Source organism: Microlunatus ginsengisoli, assembly GCF_039537205.1.
GTDB lineage: Bacteria > Actinomycetota > Actinomycetes > Propionibacteriales > Propionibacteriaceae > Microlunatus > Microlunatus ginsengisoli.
The window spans coordinates 129,884-148,341 of the sequence record NZ_BAABAB010000015.1 but is presented as its reverse complement, the minus strand read 5'-3'; the positions used below and the strand labels follow the sequence as shown (position 1 = coordinate 148,341).

The following is an 18,458-nucleotide window of genomic DNA, read 5'->3' as shown; positions in this document are numbered from 1 at the left end:
CTCAGGCCGCCTTCTCGCTGACGGCGGCCATCACCTCGGGCCAGCGCCGGTCCAGCAGCTTCCCGCCCTGGGCGATGCCGATCCGCAGCACGACGTAACCCAACCCGATCCCGACCGGTAGCGCGAGCCAGCCGAGCCAGGACACCCAGAACGAGCCGGCGGCGAGCGCGGCCAGCGGAATTGCCAGCACGAAGGTGCCGATACTGGACGCGGAGAAGGATAGGAAGGACGGCAGCCCACCGCTGCTGCCCTTCTGGAACGGGTTCGCGCCGGGCGGCGGCGCCGGCCACTGCCAGAGCGACCCGACGAACGAGCCGACTCCCAGCCCGATCAGCGCGACCCCGAACGCGACCCCGGCGACCATCGGCAGCAGCCGCCACTCACCGGTCAAGATCATCGTCACCAGCACCAGCAGGACCAGCAGGGGGCCGAAGACCGTCAGCGTCGACATCACCCGGCCGGCCCGATCGTCGGCGCCGCGGACACCGGAGACGATGTGCTGCCAGACCGCCGTGCCGTCATAGCTCAGGTCCTGCGCGACACTCATCCCCAGCAGCAGGGCGAGCAGGATCGGCGCCAGCGCGGCGACCACGGTGCTGCCCGGGTAGGGATTGACCATCGTGCTGATCAGGATGATGATCGGCGCGATCGAGAGTCCCGCGACACCGGCGAAATAGCGCGGGTCGCGGCGCCAGTAGTGCAGCGTGCGAACCGCAACGCCACCGGCCGGGGTCGCCGGATAGAGCCGGTCCACGAACCCGCCGGAACGGACCTTGCCCGCTCCCCCGCCGCTCTCGATCGGTGACGTGAGTCGCTGGGCCAGGTAGAAGCCCCAGACCCACCACAGCGCGACCGCCAGGGCCACGGCCAGCAGCAGCCGGAGCCCGGCGCCCAGCCACTCGCCTCGTGAGACCGCAGCCGGCACCGACCAGGCCCAGCCGAACGGGCTCCAGCCGGCCAGCGTCGCGGCGGAGGCGAGCACGCCGCGCATCTGCGACGGATCTCGGCCGGCGAGGCCACCGATCAGGTTGCCGCCGATTCCCATCACCACCCCGAACAGGGCCAGCACGATGAACGCCAGGTCACGGAACCGGCGCGAGGCCAGGAACGACGCGAAGGCGGACGTCCCGGCGCGGGAGAGCAGGAAGCAGGTGGCGACGCCGATCGGGAAGGCGATCACGGCGGCAACCACGAGCGGCACGCTCCGGGCCCAGGCGATCACCAGGCCGAAGCCGACCAGGACGGTGGCGACGCCGGGACTGCCGATCAGGCCGGAGACGAACAGCCCGGGTTGCAGCTGGCGGGACCGCACCGGCAGCAGGGCGAACTTGGCCGGGTCGACCGTCTCGTCCACGCCGAACACGAGCAGGGAGAACAGCAGCCAGCCGAGCGTCAGGGCGCTGAAGGCGAGCACGGTGACGTCCGCGGTCAGCTCCGTCGACGTCCAGCGCAGCGCGGTCATCCCGGCCAGCACCAGGACGACGATGAACAGTGCGTACGCCATCCCGAGGATCAGACCGACGGTGCGCCAGACGCTGCGCTTGAGGCTGTTGCGCAGCAGGTGCAGCTTCAGCTGGACGAGGACTGCAACCACGCCAGGGTCCCTTCGGTGTTGGCCCGGAAGCCGACGAGCTCCAAGAACCGCTGCTGCAGGCTCGAACCGGCCCGGACCTGGTCCAGGGTGCCGGCGGCCAGCACCCGGCCCTGGGCGATCACGGCCAGCGAGTCGCAGAGGTTCTCCACGAGTTCCATCACGTGGCTGGACAGCACGACCGTGCCGCCACCCTTCACGTACGACCGGAGGATCTCCCGGATCCCTTCGCCGGACACCGGGTCGACCGCCTCGAACGGCTCGTCCAAGATCAGCAGCCGCGGCGCATGGATCAGGGCACAGGCCAGCCCGATCTTCTTGGTCATGCCGGCCGAGTACTCCACCACGAGGGTGTCGCCGTCCTGGGCCAACCCGAGCGCGTCCAGCAGGTCGGCGGACCGGCTGGCGATGGTGTCCGGCGGCACCCGCCGGAGCAGCCCGATGTAGCGCAGCAGTTCCTTGCCGGTCAGCCGGTCGAACAGCCGGACGCCGTCGGGCAGCACACCCATCAGTGCCTTCGCGCTGGCCGGGTCGGACCAGACGTCGTGCCCGAGGACGTACGCCGTGCCGGAGTCGGGTCGGAGCAGTCCGGTCGCCATCGACAGGGTCGTCGTCTTGCCGGCGCCGTTGGGACCGACCAGTCCGAACATGCGGCCCGCCTCGACCTCCAGGTTGAGGTCGGCGACCGCATGCTTGGCGCCGAAGCTCTTGTGGAGCCCGACGAGGGACAGTGCTGCAGGCATGTGCTCCAGTCAAGCACGGGGCACCGACACGGCCGGGTGACAGAGGTCATGCGATTCGGTGACGTCCGGCACGTCCGGCCCCGACCCCGTCCGCTCGCTGCCCGGCCGCTCCGCCCAGGCCCCCCGGACGGCTCAGGGGGCACTGGGCGCCGCGGTCCGGGTCAGGTCCGCGGGGCGGGGGCGGTGGAGCGGGCGATGGCGACGGCCAGGACGCCGAGGAAGGCGGCGGCGAGGGCGCAGGCCCACCAGGTGGACTGGCCGACGAAGAACACGACGTACGCCGCCACGGTCGCGGCGAGAGCCCACCACCGCATCCGGCCGGCCCGCCACTGGGCCGCGATCGCCAGCGGAAGACCGAGCAGGAAGCCCGCCATCCCCGCGATCATGAAGCCCTTCGGGCCCCACATCGTGGCCATCATGTGGTTGTCCAGCGCGATCGTCGCATCCAGGCCGTAGAGCTGACCGACCCCGGACTGCACCCAGTCGATCATCAGCATGCCGGGCAGCGTCACCATGCCGGCGAAGCCGAGCAGGGCCGCCACGTTGGCCAGCCAGGCACCCTTGCCGCGCACCGAGGCGGCGAGCAGCAGGGCCGGCGCGATCCAGAAGGCGTACGCCCAGTGGTATCCCGTCGACTTCCACTGCAGCGGGTCGGGGTTGGCGATGTAGACCTTCATCATCTCCTCGCCGGCGTGGCCGGATGCCGGGTCGGCGATCGCGCCCACGACGGCGAAGGCGCCGGCCAGCACGGGACAGGCGATCAGGAACCCGCGGCGGACCGCGATCGCTCGCCTGCTGATCTTGGTCGGGCTGGTCTCGGTCGCGCTGGTCTTGGTCGGGTCGAGATCGGTTGTCTCGTTGGGAAGTACGGTGGTCACGCTGACTCTCCTGGGGTTGGGGCCGGGTCCCGGCCCTGTCGTCTTCGCCGTGGTCCGGCGTGACACCCAGCCTTCCGGGATCCGATCTCAACCGGATCCGGCCGGCGACCGATCTTCGCCTCCGTCGTGCGACTGATCTTTTCCGGCAACGCGCCCGGCCCGATCCGGGCGGGACGCACCCACCCCGGAAACTGTGCAGCTGTTGCAGCGACACTCCGGCGGAGAGTGCGAGAACTGCACACTTTCCGGGGAGGGGATCGGATCCGGGCGGGGCGGGCCCCGTCGGGGATCGCGTGCCTGCGGGAGCCAACCCGGGTCGGGATCAGTTCGCGCCGGGGACGACCACGCCGTTCTCGTAGGCGAAGATCACCGCTTGCACCCGATCGCGCAGGCCGAGCTTGGCCAGCACGTTGCTGACGTGGGTCTTGGTCGTCCCCTCCGAGACGAACAGGCGCGCCGCGATGTCGAGGTTGGACAGGCCGCGAGCCAGCAGGCCGAGCACCTCCAGCTCGCGCGCGGTGAGGGTGGCCAGCCGGCGATCGGGCGCCGAGTGGGCGCCGCCCGCACCCGGCCGGGCCACGAACGCGTCGATCACCCGGCGGGTCACGCCCGGCGCCAGCAGGGCGTCGCCCGCGGCCACCACCCGGATCCCGGCCGCGAGTTCCTCCGCAGGGGCGTCCTTGAGCAGGAAGCCGGACGCGCCCGCACGCAGGGCCTCGAACACGTACTCGTCGAGGTCGAACGTGGTCAGCACCAGCACCTTGGTGGCTACCCCGGTCTCGAGCAGCCGGCGGGTCGCGGCCAGACCGTCGAGCCGCGGCATCCGGATGTCCATCAGGGTCACGTCGGGCACCAGCCGGGAGACCACGGCGACCGCCTCCTCGCCGTCGGCCGCCTCGCCCACCACGGACAGGTCCGGCTCGGCCGACAGCAGCGAGCGGAACCCGGCCCGGACCATCCCCTGGTCGTCCGCGATCACCAGCGTGATCATGGGGCACCCGGCACCGGCAGGCTGGCCGCGAGACGGGCACCGCCACCCGGAGCGGCGGCCAGCTCGACGGTCCCGCCGTAGAGCGCCACCCGTTCGCGCACGCCAATCAGCCCGTGACCGCCAGCGGACGCCCGGCCGGGTCCGCGGCCATCGTCGGTGACGGCGAGGTCGAGCCGGTGAGGCCCGTAGCTCAGCCGGACCTCGACCGCGCCGGCGCGGGAGTGCCGGATGGCGTTGGTCAGCCCCTCCTGCACGATCCGGTACGCGGCCAGGTCCAAACCGGGCGGCAGCTCGACCGGCTCACCCTCCACCCGAAGATCGACGCGCAACTGGTCCGAGCCCGCCTGGGCGACCATCCGGTCCAGATCCGCGAGACCGGGCTGGGGCGCCAGGGACAGCGACTCGCCGTCGCTGCGGAGCACCCCGAAGAGCCGGCGCATCTCGGTCAGCGCCTCGCGCGCGGTTGTCTCCACCGCCGCCAGGTCGGCGGCCTCGGCGGCGTGCTCGGGGCCGAGCCGGCGACGTACGGCCTGGGTCTGGATGGTCACCACGCTGATCGAGTGGGCGACGATGTCGTGCAGCTCGCGGGCGATCCGGGTGCGCTCCTCCGCGGCGGCGCGGGCGTTCTCGGCCTCGCGCTCGGCCTCCAGCCGCTCGGCCCGGGCCACGGCCTCCTCGGCCCGCTTGGCTCGCGACCGGACGGCCGTGCCGACGACCCAGGGACCGGCGAAGAAGACGAGCCCGGCGGCCAGATCGCTCGGCTCCAGCCCGTCCCGAATGCTCACCCCGACGAACGAGCCGAGCACCACGATCAACCCGACATAGCTGCGCGGCGGCTCGGTCTCGGACCCGACCGTGAAGCAGACCAAGACCAGAGCCAGCAGGGTGGACAGCTCGCCGTCGGTGTTCGTCGCGATGTTGGCGGCGGTCACCGTTACCGCCACCAGCAGCGGGAACCGCCGCCGCCAAGCCAGCAGCACCGCGGACAAGCCGGCGAGGGCGAGGAATGGACCGGGAGAGCGGACGTCCGGGCTGACCAGCGCCTCCGCCACCGCGAACAGGGCGAAGGCCACGGCGACCCCGATGTCGATCAATGGTGGGACCAGTCGCAATTCCCGCGCTCGGTTGCGCAGCGTTGCGGCAGTCTGGCTACTCACGTGCCGACCGTAGGCGATCGGCGGCGCGGGCACATCGGTCGTACGACGGAGATCCCTGATTCCGTCCCTCCAGTGCACGCTCGGAGGCCGATCCTGAGCCTCGGGCGGGCACTGAGGGGACGAAATCAGGGATTCGCCGAGTCTCAGTCGACGTCGACCCAGCCGAAGGTCCGCTCGACCGCGCGGTGCCACTTCTCGTGACCGGCGGCGCGCTGCTCCGGCGAGGATTCCGGCGTCCAGCGCCGGTCCTCCGCCCAGTGCTCGCGGAGCTCGTCGGGACTCTTCCAGAACCCGACCCCCAGTCCCGCGGCGTACGCCGCGCCGAGGGCGGTGGTCTCCTTCACCACCGGCCGGACCACGTCGACCCCGAGCACGTCGGCCTGGATCTGCATACACAGCTCGTCGTTGGTCACCCCGCCGTCGACCTTCAACGACTCCAGCGCCAGACCGGTGTCGGACTCCATCGCCTTCGCCACATCGGCGCTCTGGTAGCAGATCGCTTCCAGCGTCGCCCGCGCCAGGTGCCCTTTGTTGTTGAACCGGGACAGCCCCGCGATGATGCCGCGGGCGTCGGAGCGCCAGTAGGGGGCGAACAGTCCGGAGAACGCCGGCACGAAATAGACGCCGCCGTTGTCCTCGACGGTTCGGGCCAGACCCTCGATCTCGCGCGCGTCGGAGATGATCCCCAACTGGTCGCGCAGCCACTGGACGGCCGAGCCGGTGACCGCTACCGAACCCTCCAGTGCGTACGTCGCCGGCGCGTCGCCGAACTTGTAGCAGACCGCGGTCAGCAGCCCGTTGTCGGAGCGGACGATCTCCTCGCCGGTGTTGATCAACATGAAGTTGCCGGTGCCGTAGGTGTTCTTGGTGTCGCCCTTGTCCAGGCAGACCTGGCCGACCATCGCGGCGTGCTGATCGCCGAGCGCCGCACTCAACGGGACCTCGGCCACCAGGCCCCGGGGCTCGACAGTGCCGTACAGGTTGGGATCCGAGGACGGCCGGATCTCCGGTAGCATCTGCCGCGGCACGTCGAAGATCGCGAGCAGCTCGTCGTCCCAGTCCAGCGTCTCCAGGTTCATCAGCATCGTGCGGCTGGCGTTGGTGACGTCGGTGATGTGCCGGCCGCCGTTGCGGCCGCCGGTGAGGTTCCAGATCAGCCAGGTGTCGATCGTGCCGAACAGCGCCTCGCCCTTCTCCGCCGCCGCCCGCAGCCCGTCCACCTCGGCCAGCATCCAGGCGAGCTTGCCGCCCGCGAAGTAGGTCGCCGGCGGGAGGCCGGCCTTGGCCCGGATGACCTCGCCGTGGCCGTCGCGCTCGAGCGCGGCGGCGATCTTGTCGGTTCGGGTGTCCTGCCAGACGATCGCGTTGTAGTAGGGCTTGCCCGTCTTCGGGTTCCAGACCACCGTCGTCTCGCGCTGGTTGGTGATGCCGAGCGCGGCGATGTCGTCGGTCTTCAGGTCGGCCGACGCCAGCGCGGTCGCCGCGACCTCGACCGTGCGGACCCAGATCTCGGCCGGGTCGTGCTCGACCCAGCCGGGGCGCTCCATGATCTGCTGGTGCTCCAGCTGGTGCCGGCTCACCTCGCGACCGGCGTGGTCGAAGATCATGCACCGGGTGCTGGTGGTGCCCTGGTCGATCGCCGCCACGAACTCCGGCATCGTCGCCTCCTGGATCGTGTTATCCGCTGTGCCGCCGAGCTTAGTGGTCGCTCACCCGGCCGGCCCTCACCCGGAAAGTGTGCAGTTGTTGCAGTCTGCGCCGGCGTGTCGCTGCAACAGCTGGCCAGTTTCCGGGAGGGGGTGGGGTGCCGGGTCGGGCCCGGTGGGGCGGCCGCAAGTCCCCGCGTAGGATGAAATTCGCGCTCGGTTCAGGACTATCCATCGATCCCGAGAGGACCCGCCCTCATGGCAGCGTACGAACTCCCGCCCCTCCCCTATGACTACGGCGCGCTCGCGCCGCACATCTCCGGCGAGATCATGGAGCTGCATCACGACAAGCACCATGCGACCTATGTCAACGGCCTCAACACCGCCCTGGACAAGCTGGAAGAAGCCCGGGAGACCGGCAAGTTCGACAGCGTGATGGGGCTGGAGAAGACCCTCGCGTTCAACCTCGGCGGACACGTCAACCACTCGGCGTTCTGGCCGAACCTCTCTCCCGACGGCGGTGACAAGCCGGACGGCGAGCTCGGCGCGGCGATCGACGACTTCTTCGGCGACTTCGACAAGTTCCGCGGTCACTTCGAGGCGACCGCGAACACCATCCAGGGGTCCGGTTGGGCGATCCTGGCCTGGGACGCCCTGGGCCAGCGGCTGAACATCATCCAGCTGTACGACCAGCAGGGCAATCTGCCCCTGGCGCAGACCCCGGTGCTGCTGCTGGACATGTGGGAGCACGCGTTCTACCTGCAGTACAAGAACGTCAAGGCCGACTACGTCAAGGCGTGGTGGAACGTGGTCAACTGGGCCGACGCCCAGCAGAAGTTCGCCGCCGCCCGCGGCTGACCCGGCGGCCGCCCCGGTCGTGCGCTGAGCTTGTCGAAGGACACCGTCGCCCTTCGACAGGCTCAGGGCACCAGCCCTCATCGACAGGCTCAGGGCACCAGCCCTCATCGACAGGCTCAGGGCACCAGCCCTCATCGACAGGCTCAGCGGCACCCCTGACGAGTGGCGCTCACCCGAGGGTGGGCGCCATTGTCGTTCCCGGGCCGAGCACGCGCAGGTCGACCTCACCGGCCACCCCGGCAACCGACCAGACCTGGCCGGCCCCGGCCACGGCGCCGCCGTCTCGCTTCATGATCAACACGGTGTCCTCGTCGATCGCGACACCCCGGCCGACCAGACCCGAGCGCACCGCGCAGATCAGCCTGGTCAGCGTGCCTGCCTGGGCGGCGTGCACGTCGACGGAGACCGGCACCAGGCCCAGCCCGTCCTCGACGCTCAGCTGATCGAGGCCCTCACCGTTCTCGGCGGCGGTGACCGGCAGCCCCCCGAGCAGCCAACCACCGGCGATCGCGCGCCGGGCGGCGATCATGGCTCCCGCCGAGTAGCCCAGATACGGAACGGCGTGCCGGACGTACTGCCGGAGCAGGTCGCGGACCGGCTCCACCGCCCGCAGGTAGGCCGGCGTCGACCCGCCGCCGACCACCACCGCGTCCACCCCGTCGGGCAGGTCGGCCGGAAAGCGCTCGCCCGCGGCAGCGACCACCACGGACGTGACCACCCGGCCCGCCAGCTCGAGCAACGCGGCCAGGTCTGCCGCCGCGGCCTCCGCGCGGTCCGGGTCGTCACCGACCGTCAGCACCGCGACCTGCGGCACCGACCGGCCGCGAGCCCTGGCCAGCATCGCCGCCTCCGCCAGGAAGGGCCCGTAGACCGCCGGAGCCGCCGATGCGGTGCGCCCACCGCCGACCAGATGCACGCTCACGATCGCCTCCCCTGCCCGAACCCGTCTCGGCGCACGCTATAGCGTGAGGAAGTTGGCACGCGCAAGGAGGCGAACGGTGGCGTACACGGGCCGGTTGCAGACGTACGGCCGGGACGACGTCGAGGCGGTAGGCGGCAAGGCCGCGAACCTGGGTGAGCTGGCCAGGGCGGGACAGCCGGTCCCGCCGGGGTTCGTGGTGACGACCGAGAGTTATCAGGCCTTCGTCGACGCCAACGGCCTGGCCGCGGTGATCGCGGCCACGCAGCCGACCGAGCCGTCCGACGAGGCGTACCGGCGGGCGTCGGAGACGATCCGGGCCCAGTTCGTCGCGGGCACCGTCGATCCGAAACTGCGGCGCGCCGTGTTGGCCGCGTACGCCCGGATCGATCGCGGGCCCGTCGCGGTCCGCTCGTCGGCGACCGCCGAGGACCTCGCCGATGCCAGCTTCGCCGGTCAGCAGGACACCTATCTCAACGTCGAGGGCGACGACGCCGTGCTGGACGCCGTACGTCGCTGCTGGGCCTCGCTGTGGACCGCGCGGGCAATGGCCTACCGCGACCAGCGCGGCATCGAGGCGGCGTCGGTCCGGCTGGCGGTGGTGGTCCAGCGGCTGGTCGACGCCGATGCCGCCGGGGTGATGTTCACCGCGAACCCGGCCAACGGCCGCCGCAACCAGACGCTCATCAGCGCAGCCTGGGGACTCGGCGAGGCGGTGGTCAGCGGCCTGGTGAACACCGACCAGATCACCGTCGACACCGCCGGCGGGCGGGTGCTCGCCAGCGAGGTCGCCGACAAGACGGTGCAGACGGTCCGGACCCCGACCGGAACCCAGGAGCGGCCGGTGCCCGCGGAGCGCCGCCGCGCCCGCGTGCTGGACGATGCGGCCGCGCTCGAGCTCGCCCGGGTCGGCGGGACCATCGCCGCCCACTTCGGGGTGCCGCAGGACATCGAGTGGGCCCGCAGCGGGGATGAGTTCTTCGTGCTCCAGTCCCGACCGATCACGGCCCTGCCGCTGCCCGAGGCCGACCCGCCCACCGAGTGGTTACCGCCGAAGGAGCACACCCTCTATGTCCGGGCCAGCATCACCGAGCAGCTGCCCGATCCGCTGACCCCGCTGTTCGCCGACCTGATCGACGGCTCGGTGGCCCGCTCGCTCCAGGATCTGTTCGGCGAGCTACTGGGCCGCAATCCGGTCCGGCCGGGCGACGTCGGCCTGCCGACGATCAACGGCTACGCCTACTACGCGTACGACTCGGGGGCGATGCGGCGGATGTTCGCGGTCACGCCGCGGGTGTTCGGCGTGCTCAGCATCGACGGCCCACGCAGCGGGATCAACAGGTGGCGCACGAGGTCGCACCCCAAGTACCGCCGGATCGTCGACTCTTGGTCGCCGCGCCCGCTGGCCGAGCTGAGCTCGCCGGAGCTGCTGTCCGGAGTCCGTGAGCTGCTGGACGCCGGCACCGAGTACTACACCGCGGTGCAGACGGTGATCCCCGTCGCGGCCTCCAGCGAAACCATCCTGACCAGGTTCTACGAGACGCTGATCCGACGCCACGGCGACCCGTCTGCCGAGACGTTCGTGCTCGGCTTCGACAGCGAGCCGATCCGCGCCGAGAAGTCCCTCTACGACCTCGCTCAGTGGGTCGCCGGCCATCCGGAACTGCGGGCGACGGTGCTCGCCTCGGACAACGACGAGCTGCTGGCTCGACTCGGTGCGGATGCCGCCGACGAGTCCGGGGAGCAGGCCGGCGACGAGCGGGACGAGAGCTCGGTCCGGGAGGAGTTCGCGGACCGGTTCGCCGCCCATCTGGACCACTATGGGCACGCCGTCTACAACATGGACTTCGCCAACCCGGTCGCCGCGGACGATCCGGGACCGTTGCTGGACACCGTCCGGTTCTATCTGCGCGGTGGCGGGCAGAGTCCGTACGACCGTCAGGCCCGGCTGGCCGAACGACGCGAGCAGGCGGTCCGCACGGTCCGCGAGCGGCTCGACCCGGCCCGGCTCGCCTTGTTCGACCGTCTCATCGGCTGGGCCCAGACGGCCGCACCGATCCGCGAGGACGCCCTCGCCGACATCGGGCTGGCCTGGCCGGTGCTGCGCCGGGTCCTGCACGAACTGGGCGTGCGCGCCGTGGCGAGCGGGGTGATCGACGACCCGGGCGCCGTGTTCTGGCTTCACTGGGACGAGCTGGTGGCCGCGCTCACGCCGGCGGAGAAGCTGCCGGACCCGATGGGCGCCGAGATCGAGCAACGCAAGGAGCTCTGGCGGGGACGGCGCCGGGCGACGCCGCCGCAGTGGTTGCCGAAGGGCACCTGGATGGACTGGATGGAGAACTGGCTGCCCGCCACCACCCAGGAGCAGACCGGCAACGTGCTGACCGGCATCGGCGGCAGCGCCGGCAAGGTGACGGCGACCGCCCGGGTGCTGGGCGGGCCGGAGGACTTCGGCCGGCTCGAGCCAGGCGACGTGCTGGTGGCCAGCATCACGACTCCCGCCTGGACCTCGCTCTTCGCCCGGGCGTCCGCCGTGGTGACCGACATCGGCGGACCGCTGAGCCACTCCTCGATCGTCGCCCGCGAGTACGGCATCCCGGCCGTGCTCGGTACGAACGTCGCGACCCGCCGGATCGTCGACGGTTCGACCGTCACGGTCGACGGGGACGCGGGCAAGGTGATCCTGCCCGGGGATCCCGACCAGCCGCCCGCGCCGGCCGAGACCGACGGTTCGCACCGCAAGCTGGCGATCGCGCTGGCCGCCGGCGGGGTGCTCGCCGCCGGCACCGCCGTGCTGGTCCGGCGCCGCCGGCGGGCCGACCCGGCCAAGCGGGCGCGCGCCGCCACGCGGCACGGCTGACGGGTCGGACGACCGGGCACGGCTGGACGGGTCGGACGACCGGGTGGCGACGTGCGGGCGGTGACGTCGGGCTGTGACGTGCGGGCTGTGACGTGCCGAGGCCGCGACGCGCGGACAGCGACGCGCCAGGCGGCGACGCGTCAGGCCGCGACGTGCGTACCGCGACGCGCGGACGCCGACGTGCCGGGCGGCGACGTGCCGGGCGGCGACGTGCCGGGCGGTCACGGTGCCGGCCGCGACGTACGGGCAGCGAGGTGTGGGCAGCGAGGCGGCGCGGGGCGATCTGGCGGCACACGGACAATAGAGGAGTGACCGTCCCCGACAAGCCGCCGACCAGCCCTGAGGTCGCCGTCATCGGCGCGAGCTTCGCCGGTCTGTTCGCTGCCGCGGCCGCGAATCGCGCCGGCGCCCGAGTGGTCCTGCTCGAACGCGACGCGCTGAGCGAGGACACCACCGAGCGGCCCGGGGTGCCGCAGGGCGGCCAGCCGCACGTGCTCCTGCACCGCGGCCTCGAGGCCATCGAAGGCCTGCTGCCCGGGCTGAGGGACGAGCTGGTCGCCGCGGGCGGCGTCCCGATCGACAGCGGCGACATGGCCTGGCTGAGCCCGGACGGCTGGCTACCGACCGGACCAGGACTGCAGGAATTCGTGTCGCTCAGCCGGCCGCTGCTCGAGCTCCTGGTCCGGCGACGCGTGCTGGCGCTGCCCGGCGTCGAACTTCGCACGCAGGCCCGGGTGCACGGGCTCGCCCCGGCCGACGGCCGCTGGCGGCTCCGGCTGGCGGACGGCCCGGAGCTCGCTGCGGACACCGTGATCGACGCCGCGGGACGAAGCTCCCGGCTGCCGCACTGGCTGGCCGATCTCGGCATCGAGGTGCCCGAGCCGACGACGATCGAGGCAAAGTTGGGCTACGCGACCCGTCGCTACCGCTCCCGCGGCGCCCGGCCACTCGACGTCGGCATCCTCATCGGCGCGACCCCGGAGAGCGAGACCGGAGCGCTGGCCCTTCCGGTGGAGAACGACGAGTGGCTGATCTGTGGCGCAGGCTTCGGCGCACGCCGGCCGAGCCGGGACTCGGCCGAGTTCCAGGGTTATCTGCGCGCCCTGTGTGACCCGGCGGTGGCCGACCTGGCCGCGATGCTCGAACCGGTCGGGGACGTCCGGATCCACCGGCAGACCGGCAATCGCCGGCACGGCTACGACAAGGCGCGGAACTGGCCGGCCGGTCTGCTCGTGGTCGGCGACGCGTTGACCGCGTTCAACCCCGTCTACGGCCAGGGCATCACAGTTGCCGCCTGCCAGGCAGAGTTGCTCACGCCTCGATTGCGGACGCCGCTCGACGCCCGGACGACCGCGCGGGTCCAGGCCAGGCTCGCTCGGGTCGCCGACCTGCCGTGGTCGATCGCGACCGGACAGGACGTGCTCTATCCCAGTTGCGAGCAGGACCAGACCGCCGCCCAGCGGCTGATGTATCGATGGACGCAACGGGTCAACCGGCTCGCCGCGGGCGGCGACGCCTCGTGCCGGCGGACGCTGAACAGCGTCTATCACCTGATGGCGCCCGGCACGGCTCTCTTCCGGCCACGCATCGTCGGCACGGTCCTCCGTTCGCTGGTCGCCGGTGTTCCGGCTGCGGCCGCCCGGCCGGCGGTCCTCGACGCCGTGGTGCCAGCGGAGTCGGTGTCCGAGTCGACCGGACCGGGATCGTTCCCATCGGTCAACCCACCGCCAACGCCTTGACGGTCTGCAGGGTGTCGGCCTCGGTCGCCGGCTTGTCCGGTCGATAGCGCAGTACCCGCGCGAAACGCAGCGCGACACCACCCGGGTAGCGCACCGAGTTCTGCAGGCCGTCGCAGGCGATCTCGACCACCATGCTCGGCCGGACGTACACCACATGGGCGGTCCGCCGCTGCTCCAGCGCGAGGAACTCCTTCGTCTGCCACGCCAGCATCTCGTCGGTCATCCCCTTGAACGTCTTGCCGAGCATGACCAGCTCACCGGATTCGGCGTCCGGCGCCGCGAGATGCAGGTTCGACAGCCACCCCTGCCGCCGGCCGTGGCCCCACTCGACCGCGGTCACCACCAGATCGAAGGTGTGCCGCGGCTTTACCTTCACCCAGGCCGGATCGCGCCGCCCGGCCGCATAGCCGCTGGTCAGCGCCTTCACCACCACGCCCTCGTAACCGTCCCGGACAGCGGCCGCGAAGACCTCCTCCGCCTCCGCCTCCGTGCTCGTCACCGCGCGCGGCACGACCAGTTCCGGCGGCAGCCGGGCGCTCATCTCGGCGATCCGCTGGCTCAGCGGCACGGTCAACAGGTCCCGTCCGTCGACGTGCAGCAGGTCGAAGAAGAACGGCCGGAGCGGCATCGCCTCCGACACAGCCGGCACGTCGGCGCTGGTCGCCGTCCGGGACGCGATCACCTGGAATTTCTCCGGCCGGCCGTCGGCCCGGACCGCGAGCACCTCGCCGTCCAGCACCAGTCGCCGCGCCGGCAACGAGCGGACGGCGGCGACGACCTCCGGCAGCCGCTCGGTGATCTCGTCCAGCGACCGGGTGAAGACCCGCACCGCGTCGCCGTCGCGATGCACCTGGATCCGGATCCCGTCCAGCTTGTGGTCGACCACGGCCGGCAAACCGGTCCTGGTCAGCGCCTCCGCGGGCGTCTGGGCGCTCGCCGCGAGCATCGGCTGAACCCCCGTGCCGACGCTGAGCCCGACCGCGTCCAGTCCGGCAGCGCCCTCGGCGAGCAGGATCCGGGCCGCGGCCGTAGTGGACGACAGCAGCATCGCCGCGCGCCGGACGGTGGCCGCCGGCACCTCGTACGCCTTCGCCAGCCCCTCCTGCACGAGCGCGTCCAGCGCGCCCTGACGGAGTTCGCCGAACACCAGCGCCGCCAGGAACTCCTGCTCCGGCCTGGTCGCCCGAGCGAACAAGGCAGTCACGGCCGAGGTCCGCGCGGCCGCGGAGCCGGCACCGGACAGACCCGCCATCGCCTCGAAGGCCGCGTCCACCTCGACCACCTCGAGGCCGGCCCGCTCCGCCGGTGGCGGCAGGTCCTGCAACGAGCGCCAGCCGACGCCGGTTCGGCGCTGCCGCAAGCTGCCGCCCAGATAGCTGACCACGATCTCGATGTCGTCCGGGCCCGCCTCGGCAAGCGCGTCGGCGAGCAGGTCTCGCTTCGCGTTCCGCGATCGAATCCCGGCCACCGCGCGCGAGGTCTCGGCCAGTCGCTCCAGCAGCACCATCAACCCCCTTCCCGCTCATCCGGAGGCTATCCGCCGGCACCGACAGAATCGGTTCTGCGGGCAGAACCGATCGAGCACGCGGCCAGTTCGTCCGCGAAGCACCACCCGGTTTCGGCGGGCATCATCCTCTCGACGTACGTCGAAACTCGTCCTGCAGGCCGACGATTCGAAGCGGCATTGCGACGACGCTGGGCTGCATGCGAATCGAGTCTCAGTTCGGACACGTGATCGGCGGCGGCTGGTCACTGGCCCGCTGACCTGCGCCGGCCCGGTCCGGCCCCGACGCGCGGACTTGTCGGTGGCCTCCGCCAGCATGGGGACATGACGACCGCACCGACGCCGCGCCTGGGTATCACCTACGTCCCCTACCGCCCTCCGGAGGAGCTGCGCGAACTCGCTCTCGCCGCCGACGACAGCGGCCTGGACGAGCTGTGGGTCTGGGAGGACTGTTTCAAGCAGAGCGGGGTGGCGGCGGCCGGCGCGGCGCTCGCCTGGACCCGACGGATCCGGATCGGGATCGGGCTGATGCCGACCCCGCTGCGCAACGTCGGCCTCGCGGCGATGGAAATCGCGACGCTCGAACGGCTGTTTCCCGGCCGGCTGATCCCCGGCATCGGTCACGGGGTGCAGGACTGGATGGGCCAGGCCGGGGTCCGGGCGTCCTCTCCGCTGACCCTCCTCCGGGAATACGCGACGGCATTACGCAGACTGCTCGCCGGCGAAGAAGTGACCACCGAGGGCCGCTATGTACGGCTGGACCGGGTCCGGCTCGACTGGCCGCCGGAGGCCCACGTCCCGCTTGCGATCGGCGCGGACGGGCCGAAATCCGTCGCGGTTGCCGGTGAGCTGGGCGATGTGTTCCTGCTCAGCGCGGCCCGCAGCGCGGAGCAGATCACCGCCGCCCGGACGGTTCTCGACCAGGCCGCGCCCGGCCGTCGGCACGAGATCGTCGGTGCGCTGATCGCGTCCACCGGGCCGGGTGCGCGGGAACGGGTCGACGCCGAGCTGGCCCGCTGGACGCCGGACGGCGAGCCCGGCTTCAGCGCTGCCGGAGACGCCGAGTCGGTGGCCGCCCAGCTCCGTCGAGTCGCCGAGCTCGGGGTGACCAGCGTTGCCATCCAGCCGACCGCGGACGAGCCCGACCTTCTTGGCCTGGCCCGGTTCCTCGGTACGGAGGTCCGGCCACTGCTCGGCGGGTGAGTCTGCGGGCTTCGCAGGCACGACCGCGACGCGCCTGGCCGGCCCAGCCGCCACCGAATCGTCGGATCCCCTGCTGCGACCCGGATCCCCTGCAACGGATCCGAATCGCCGTACGGGATCCGAGGATGAGGTCAGGGGGTGGCGCGGTCGTCGCTGCGCAAGCGGACCACCAGCACCACGGCGGCGGCCGCGGCCGCGACCAGTCCGAGCACAGCTGTCAGCTCGAGCGAGATCAGGTCCCTGCCGCGCAGATAGCTCAGGTACGTGATCGTGCTGGCGATCTGGATCGCGGCCGCCGGCAGGATCATCCGCCGATCGACCGCAATCGCCAGCACCAGCAGCACCTCGGCCAGGTAGAAGTAGCGTTCGTGCATCTCCGGCAGCAGCCATGGGACGACCATGGTCGCGGTCGCCGCCACCAGCAGCACCTGGCCCGCGGCAAGCGGGCGCCGCCGGCGGAGCAGCCAGACTCCGAAGGCGAGCGCGACGGCCGCGGCGAGGCCGAGCCCGACGTACTTCCAGATCTCGCCGGCGTCGGCGGGAAGCCAGGCGTACGGCGTCGGGGCGTTGGCGGTGAACGCGTGTCCGGTGCCGACCGCGTCGGCGCCGCCGAAGCCGCCACCGCCGGCGCCGCCTCCGTGCGAACCCCCGCCCCCGCCTACGAGGTTGCCGCCGGCGGGCCCTGCGGCACCGATTCCGCCGGCACCCGAGCTACCGCTGATCTGGCCCGGATACACCGCGAGCTGGCTGAGCAGGCTGCGGCCCGCCACCAGTGCGGGGATCAGCAGCGCTGCGAACGCTGCCGGGGCGCCCAGCAGAGTGCGGAGCTTGTGCCGGTTGAGCACGAGGACCAACACCAGCACCGGCAGGAAGAACACGGCCTGCAGCTTGAACGCGAACGCGATGCCGAAGAAGATCGCGGCCCGCCACGGTCGCCGGTTGATCAGGAAGTACAGGCTCCCCAAGACCATCGAGGCATAGATCGAGTCGCACTGGGCCCAGGCGCTGCCGTTCATCACCGCGGTCGGCAGGAACAGCACGATGCCGGTGATCACGGTCGGTAGCCAGGCCGACTCCGGTCGGACCACCCGAACGATCCGGTAGGAGAAGAACGCCAGCACGAGGTCGAAGGCCACCGAGATCGCCTTGATCCCGACCAGCGGGTCGACGGGCAGATAGGTCAGCAGGGCCAGCAGCGCGAGATACGGGGTGTCGTAGTTGGAGAACTCGTCGCCCAACCCGGCGAGGCCGCCCGCCTGGGCGAGATGGGCGTACCAGTTCGACAAGAAGATCCGGTAGTCGGCACTGACGACGTCGAACAACGACCAGCGCAGCAGCAAGGCACCGCTGACCAGGGCCGCCAGCACGAGCGACTGCGGAGTCAGCAGTCGCGACTGCGACCGCGTGCCCGCCGGGGCCGAGGACGCCTCGGTGGCGCTGGAAGTCGGCATGGCAGTCCTTCGGTGGTCGAGAAGAAGCGGCGCTGCGCCGATCCGGTCTCAGCCTGCCCAGCCACGCTATGCGTTCCCTGTGCCCGGGCCGTGGGCGGACGAGGCAGCGACGACGGTTGCGCCGTCGTCGATCCGAGATGATCATGCTGAGCGGGCATTAGACGGCTCTGCGGCGACGAGGGAGCAACCGTCGTCGTGACGAACGCCCTAGCCGGCCGGCCACCCTCAGTCCCAGGTGATCTCGGGAGTGGGCACCGCTGCCCCCACGGCGACGCAGATCGCGGTGACGGCGCGATCGATCTCGACGTACGCCCGCTGGTAGGCGCGGCTCGACCCACCGAACGGATCCGCGATGTCGTCCCGCCCACGCACGGCACGGCGCATCCGGTCGACCACGGGTACGGCGGACCGGAGGCGCTCGCCCGGAGTGTCGCCGGGCAGGTCCTCGGGCCGTAGCAGTTCGATCAGCCGGGCGAACTCGAGCAGAGTGAAGCTGCGCTCGGCCGTCTCGGGAGCGAGCCGGACCGCCTCGGCCCGGTGACCACGCGACATCGCGAGGACCAGATCCGCCTCGGCGACCATCGACGCCTGGAGCTGCCGGGCAGCGAACCGGACCGTCGGGAGCCCGGCCTGGCGCAGACGGGCGACCATCGGACCCGCGATCGACCAACCGACGATCGCGCGGGTCCCGGCCGAGCTCACCCGGACCGTCGGCCCGAGCCGGGCCGCGAGCAACCGCTCGGCCGCGGGCGAGCGGCAGATGTTGCCCGTGCAGATGCACAAGACGGTGCAGTCGATCGTGGCCGACACGCGCTCCCCCGAGGTCGGTGCGAGGACTCCAAGACGTCAGGTTAGCCGACCCTGACCGGCCCCACGCCCGCTCGCATTTCATCGGTTTCCGACCGTTACCTGCGTCGC

Annotated in this window: 14 protein-coding genes; 4 read left to right on the top strand and 10 right to left on the bottom strand. The window is 71.7% G+C overall.

Annotated elements, in window-relative coordinates:
* Window position 1: 1 nt before the first annotated feature.
* From ABD747_RS11245 to glpK, 6 genes are all read right to left on the bottom strand, one after another.
* Window positions 2–1,594 carry a hypothetical protein gene (locus tag ABD747_RS11245; RefSeq protein WP_344804453.1) on the bottom strand — a complete coding sequence of 531 codons (1,593 nt, stop codon included), beginning with the start codon at window positions 1,592–1,594 and terminating at the stop codon, window positions 2–4.
* The gene (locus ABD747_RS11240; RefSeq protein ID WP_344804451.1) at window positions 1,570–2,334 is read right to left on the bottom strand and encodes an ABC transporter ATP-binding protein; all 765 of its coding nucleotides are present in this window, start codon (window positions 2,332–2,334) and stop codon (window positions 1,570–1,572) included. The genes ABD747_RS11245 and ABD747_RS11240 overlap by 25 nt, the downstream gene beginning before the upstream one ends.
* Before the next feature lie 161 nt (window positions 2,335–2,495).
* The gene (locus ABD747_RS11235) at window positions 2,496–3,212 is read right to left on the bottom strand and encodes a hypothetical protein (RefSeq protein ID WP_344804449.1); all 717 of its coding nucleotides are present in this window, start codon (window positions 3,210–3,212) and stop codon (window positions 2,496–2,498) included.
* Between the two features lie 322 nt (window positions 3,213–3,534).
* Window positions 3,535–4,203 carry a response regulator transcription factor gene (locus ABD747_RS11230; RefSeq protein WP_344804447.1) on the bottom strand — a complete coding sequence of 223 codons (669 nt, stop codon included), beginning with the start codon at window positions 4,201–4,203 and terminating at the stop codon, window positions 3,535–3,537.
* Complete coding sequence (locus ABD747_RS11225; RefSeq protein WP_344804445.1) at window positions 4,200–5,360, bottom strand: sensor histidine kinase; 1,161 nt, start codon at window positions 5,358–5,360, stop codon at window positions 4,200–4,202. The genes ABD747_RS11230 and ABD747_RS11225 overlap by 4 nt, the downstream gene beginning before the upstream one ends.
* Window positions 5,361–5,503: 143 nt before the next feature.
* Entirely contained in the window at window positions 5,504–7,018 is a 1,515-nt protein-coding gene (gene glpK, locus ABD747_RS11220) for a glycerol kinase GlpK (protein WP_344804442.1), read from the bottom strand.
* Window positions 7,019–7,264: 246 nt separating this feature from the next.
* On the opposite strand from glpK, the gene ABD747_RS11215 reads away from it, so the two are divergent.
* The gene (locus tag ABD747_RS11215) at window positions 7,265–7,864 is read left to right on the top strand and encodes a superoxide dismutase (protein WP_344804440.1); all 600 of its coding nucleotides are present in this window, start codon (window positions 7,265–7,267) and stop codon (window positions 7,862–7,864) included.
* Window positions 7,865–8,033: 169 nt separating this feature from the next.
* Here ABD747_RS11215 and ABD747_RS11210 read toward each other — a convergent pair whose 3' ends face one another.
* A complete protein-coding gene (locus ABD747_RS11210; protein ID WP_344804438.1) occupies window positions 8,034–8,786 on the bottom strand; it encodes a Type 1 glutamine amidotransferase-like domain-containing protein in 753 nt (250 codons plus the stop codon).
* Window positions 8,787–8,862: 76 nt separating this feature from the next.
* Here ABD747_RS11210 and ABD747_RS11205 point away from each other — a divergent pair, with 76 nt between their 5' ends.
* Both ABD747_RS11205 and ABD747_RS11200 read left to right on the top strand, forming a co-directional pair.
* Window positions 8,863–11,643 carry a PEP/pyruvate-binding domain-containing protein gene (locus ABD747_RS11205; protein ID WP_344804436.1) on the top strand — a complete coding sequence of 927 codons (2,781 nt, stop codon included), beginning with the start codon at window positions 8,863–8,865 and terminating at the stop codon, window positions 11,641–11,643.
* Between the two features lie 308 nt (window positions 11,644–11,951).
* Window positions 11,952–13,382 carry an FAD-dependent oxidoreductase gene (locus ABD747_RS11200; protein WP_344804434.1) on the top strand — a complete coding sequence of 477 codons (1,431 nt, stop codon included), beginning with the start codon at window positions 11,952–11,954 and terminating at the stop codon, window positions 13,380–13,382.
* On the opposite strand, the gene ABD747_RS11195 is transcribed toward ABD747_RS11200, so the two are convergent.
* Window positions 13,360–14,889, bottom strand: coding sequence for an ATP-dependent DNA ligase (locus tag ABD747_RS11195; protein WP_344804432.1), 1,530 nt, complete (start codon window positions 14,887–14,889; stop codon window positions 13,360–13,362). The two genes, ABD747_RS11200 and ABD747_RS11195, sit on opposite strands and share 23 nt — an antisense overlap.
* 321 nt (window positions 14,890–15,210) lie before the next feature.
* Here ABD747_RS11195 and ABD747_RS11190 point away from each other — a divergent pair, with 321 nt between their 5' ends.
* The gene (locus tag ABD747_RS11190; protein WP_344804430.1) at window positions 15,211–16,089 is read left to right on the top strand and encodes an LLM class flavin-dependent oxidoreductase; all 879 of its coding nucleotides are present in this window, start codon (window positions 15,211–15,213) and stop codon (window positions 16,087–16,089) included.
* Window positions 16,090–16,220: 131 nt separating this feature from the next.
* Here ABD747_RS11190 and ABD747_RS11185 read toward each other — a convergent pair whose 3' ends face one another.
* On the bottom strand, window positions 16,221–17,540 hold the full coding sequence (locus ABD747_RS11185) for a glycosyltransferase 87 family protein (protein ID WP_344804428.1): 1,320 nt from the start codon (window positions 17,538–17,540) through the stop codon (window positions 16,221–16,223).
* A gap of 225 nt (window positions 17,541–17,765) precedes the next feature.
* Entirely contained in the window at window positions 17,766–18,350 is a 585-nt protein-coding gene (locus ABD747_RS11180; RefSeq protein ID WP_344804426.1) for an arsenate reductase/protein-tyrosine-phosphatase family protein, read from the bottom strand.
* Between the last annotated feature and the right edge of the window lie 108 nt (window positions 18,351–18,458).

What these genes read in the sequence shown, in the direction of transcription:
- ABD747_RS11240 (WP_344804451.1), bottom strand. Translation starts at nt 2,334, where the DNA reads ATGCCTGCAGCACTGTCCCTCGTCGGGCTCCACAAGAGCTTCGGCGCC.
- ABD747_RS11230 (WP_344804447.1), bottom strand. Translation starts at nt 4,203, where the DNA reads ATGATCACGCTGGTGATCGCGGACGACCAGGGGATGGTCCGGGCCGGG.
- glpK (WP_344804442.1), bottom strand. Translation starts at nt 7,018, where the DNA reads ATGCCGGAGTTCGTGGCGGCGATCGACCAGGGCACCACCAGCACCCGG.
- ABD747_RS11215 (WP_344804440.1), top strand. Translation starts at nt 7,265, where the DNA reads ATGGCAGCGTACGAACTCCCGCCCCTCCCCTATGACTACGGCGCGCTC.
- ABD747_RS11195 (WP_344804432.1), bottom strand. Translation starts at nt 14,889, where the DNA reads ATGGTGCTGCTGGAGCGACTGGCCGAGACCTCGCGCGCGGTGGCCGGG.
- ABD747_RS11190 (WP_344804430.1), top strand. Translation starts at nt 15,211, where the DNA reads ATGACGACCGCACCGACGCCGCGCCTGGGTATCACCTACGTCCCCTAC.
- ABD747_RS11185 (WP_344804428.1), bottom strand. Translation starts at nt 17,540, where the DNA reads ATGCCGACTTCCAGCGCCACCGAGGCGTCCTCGGCCCCGGCGGGCACG.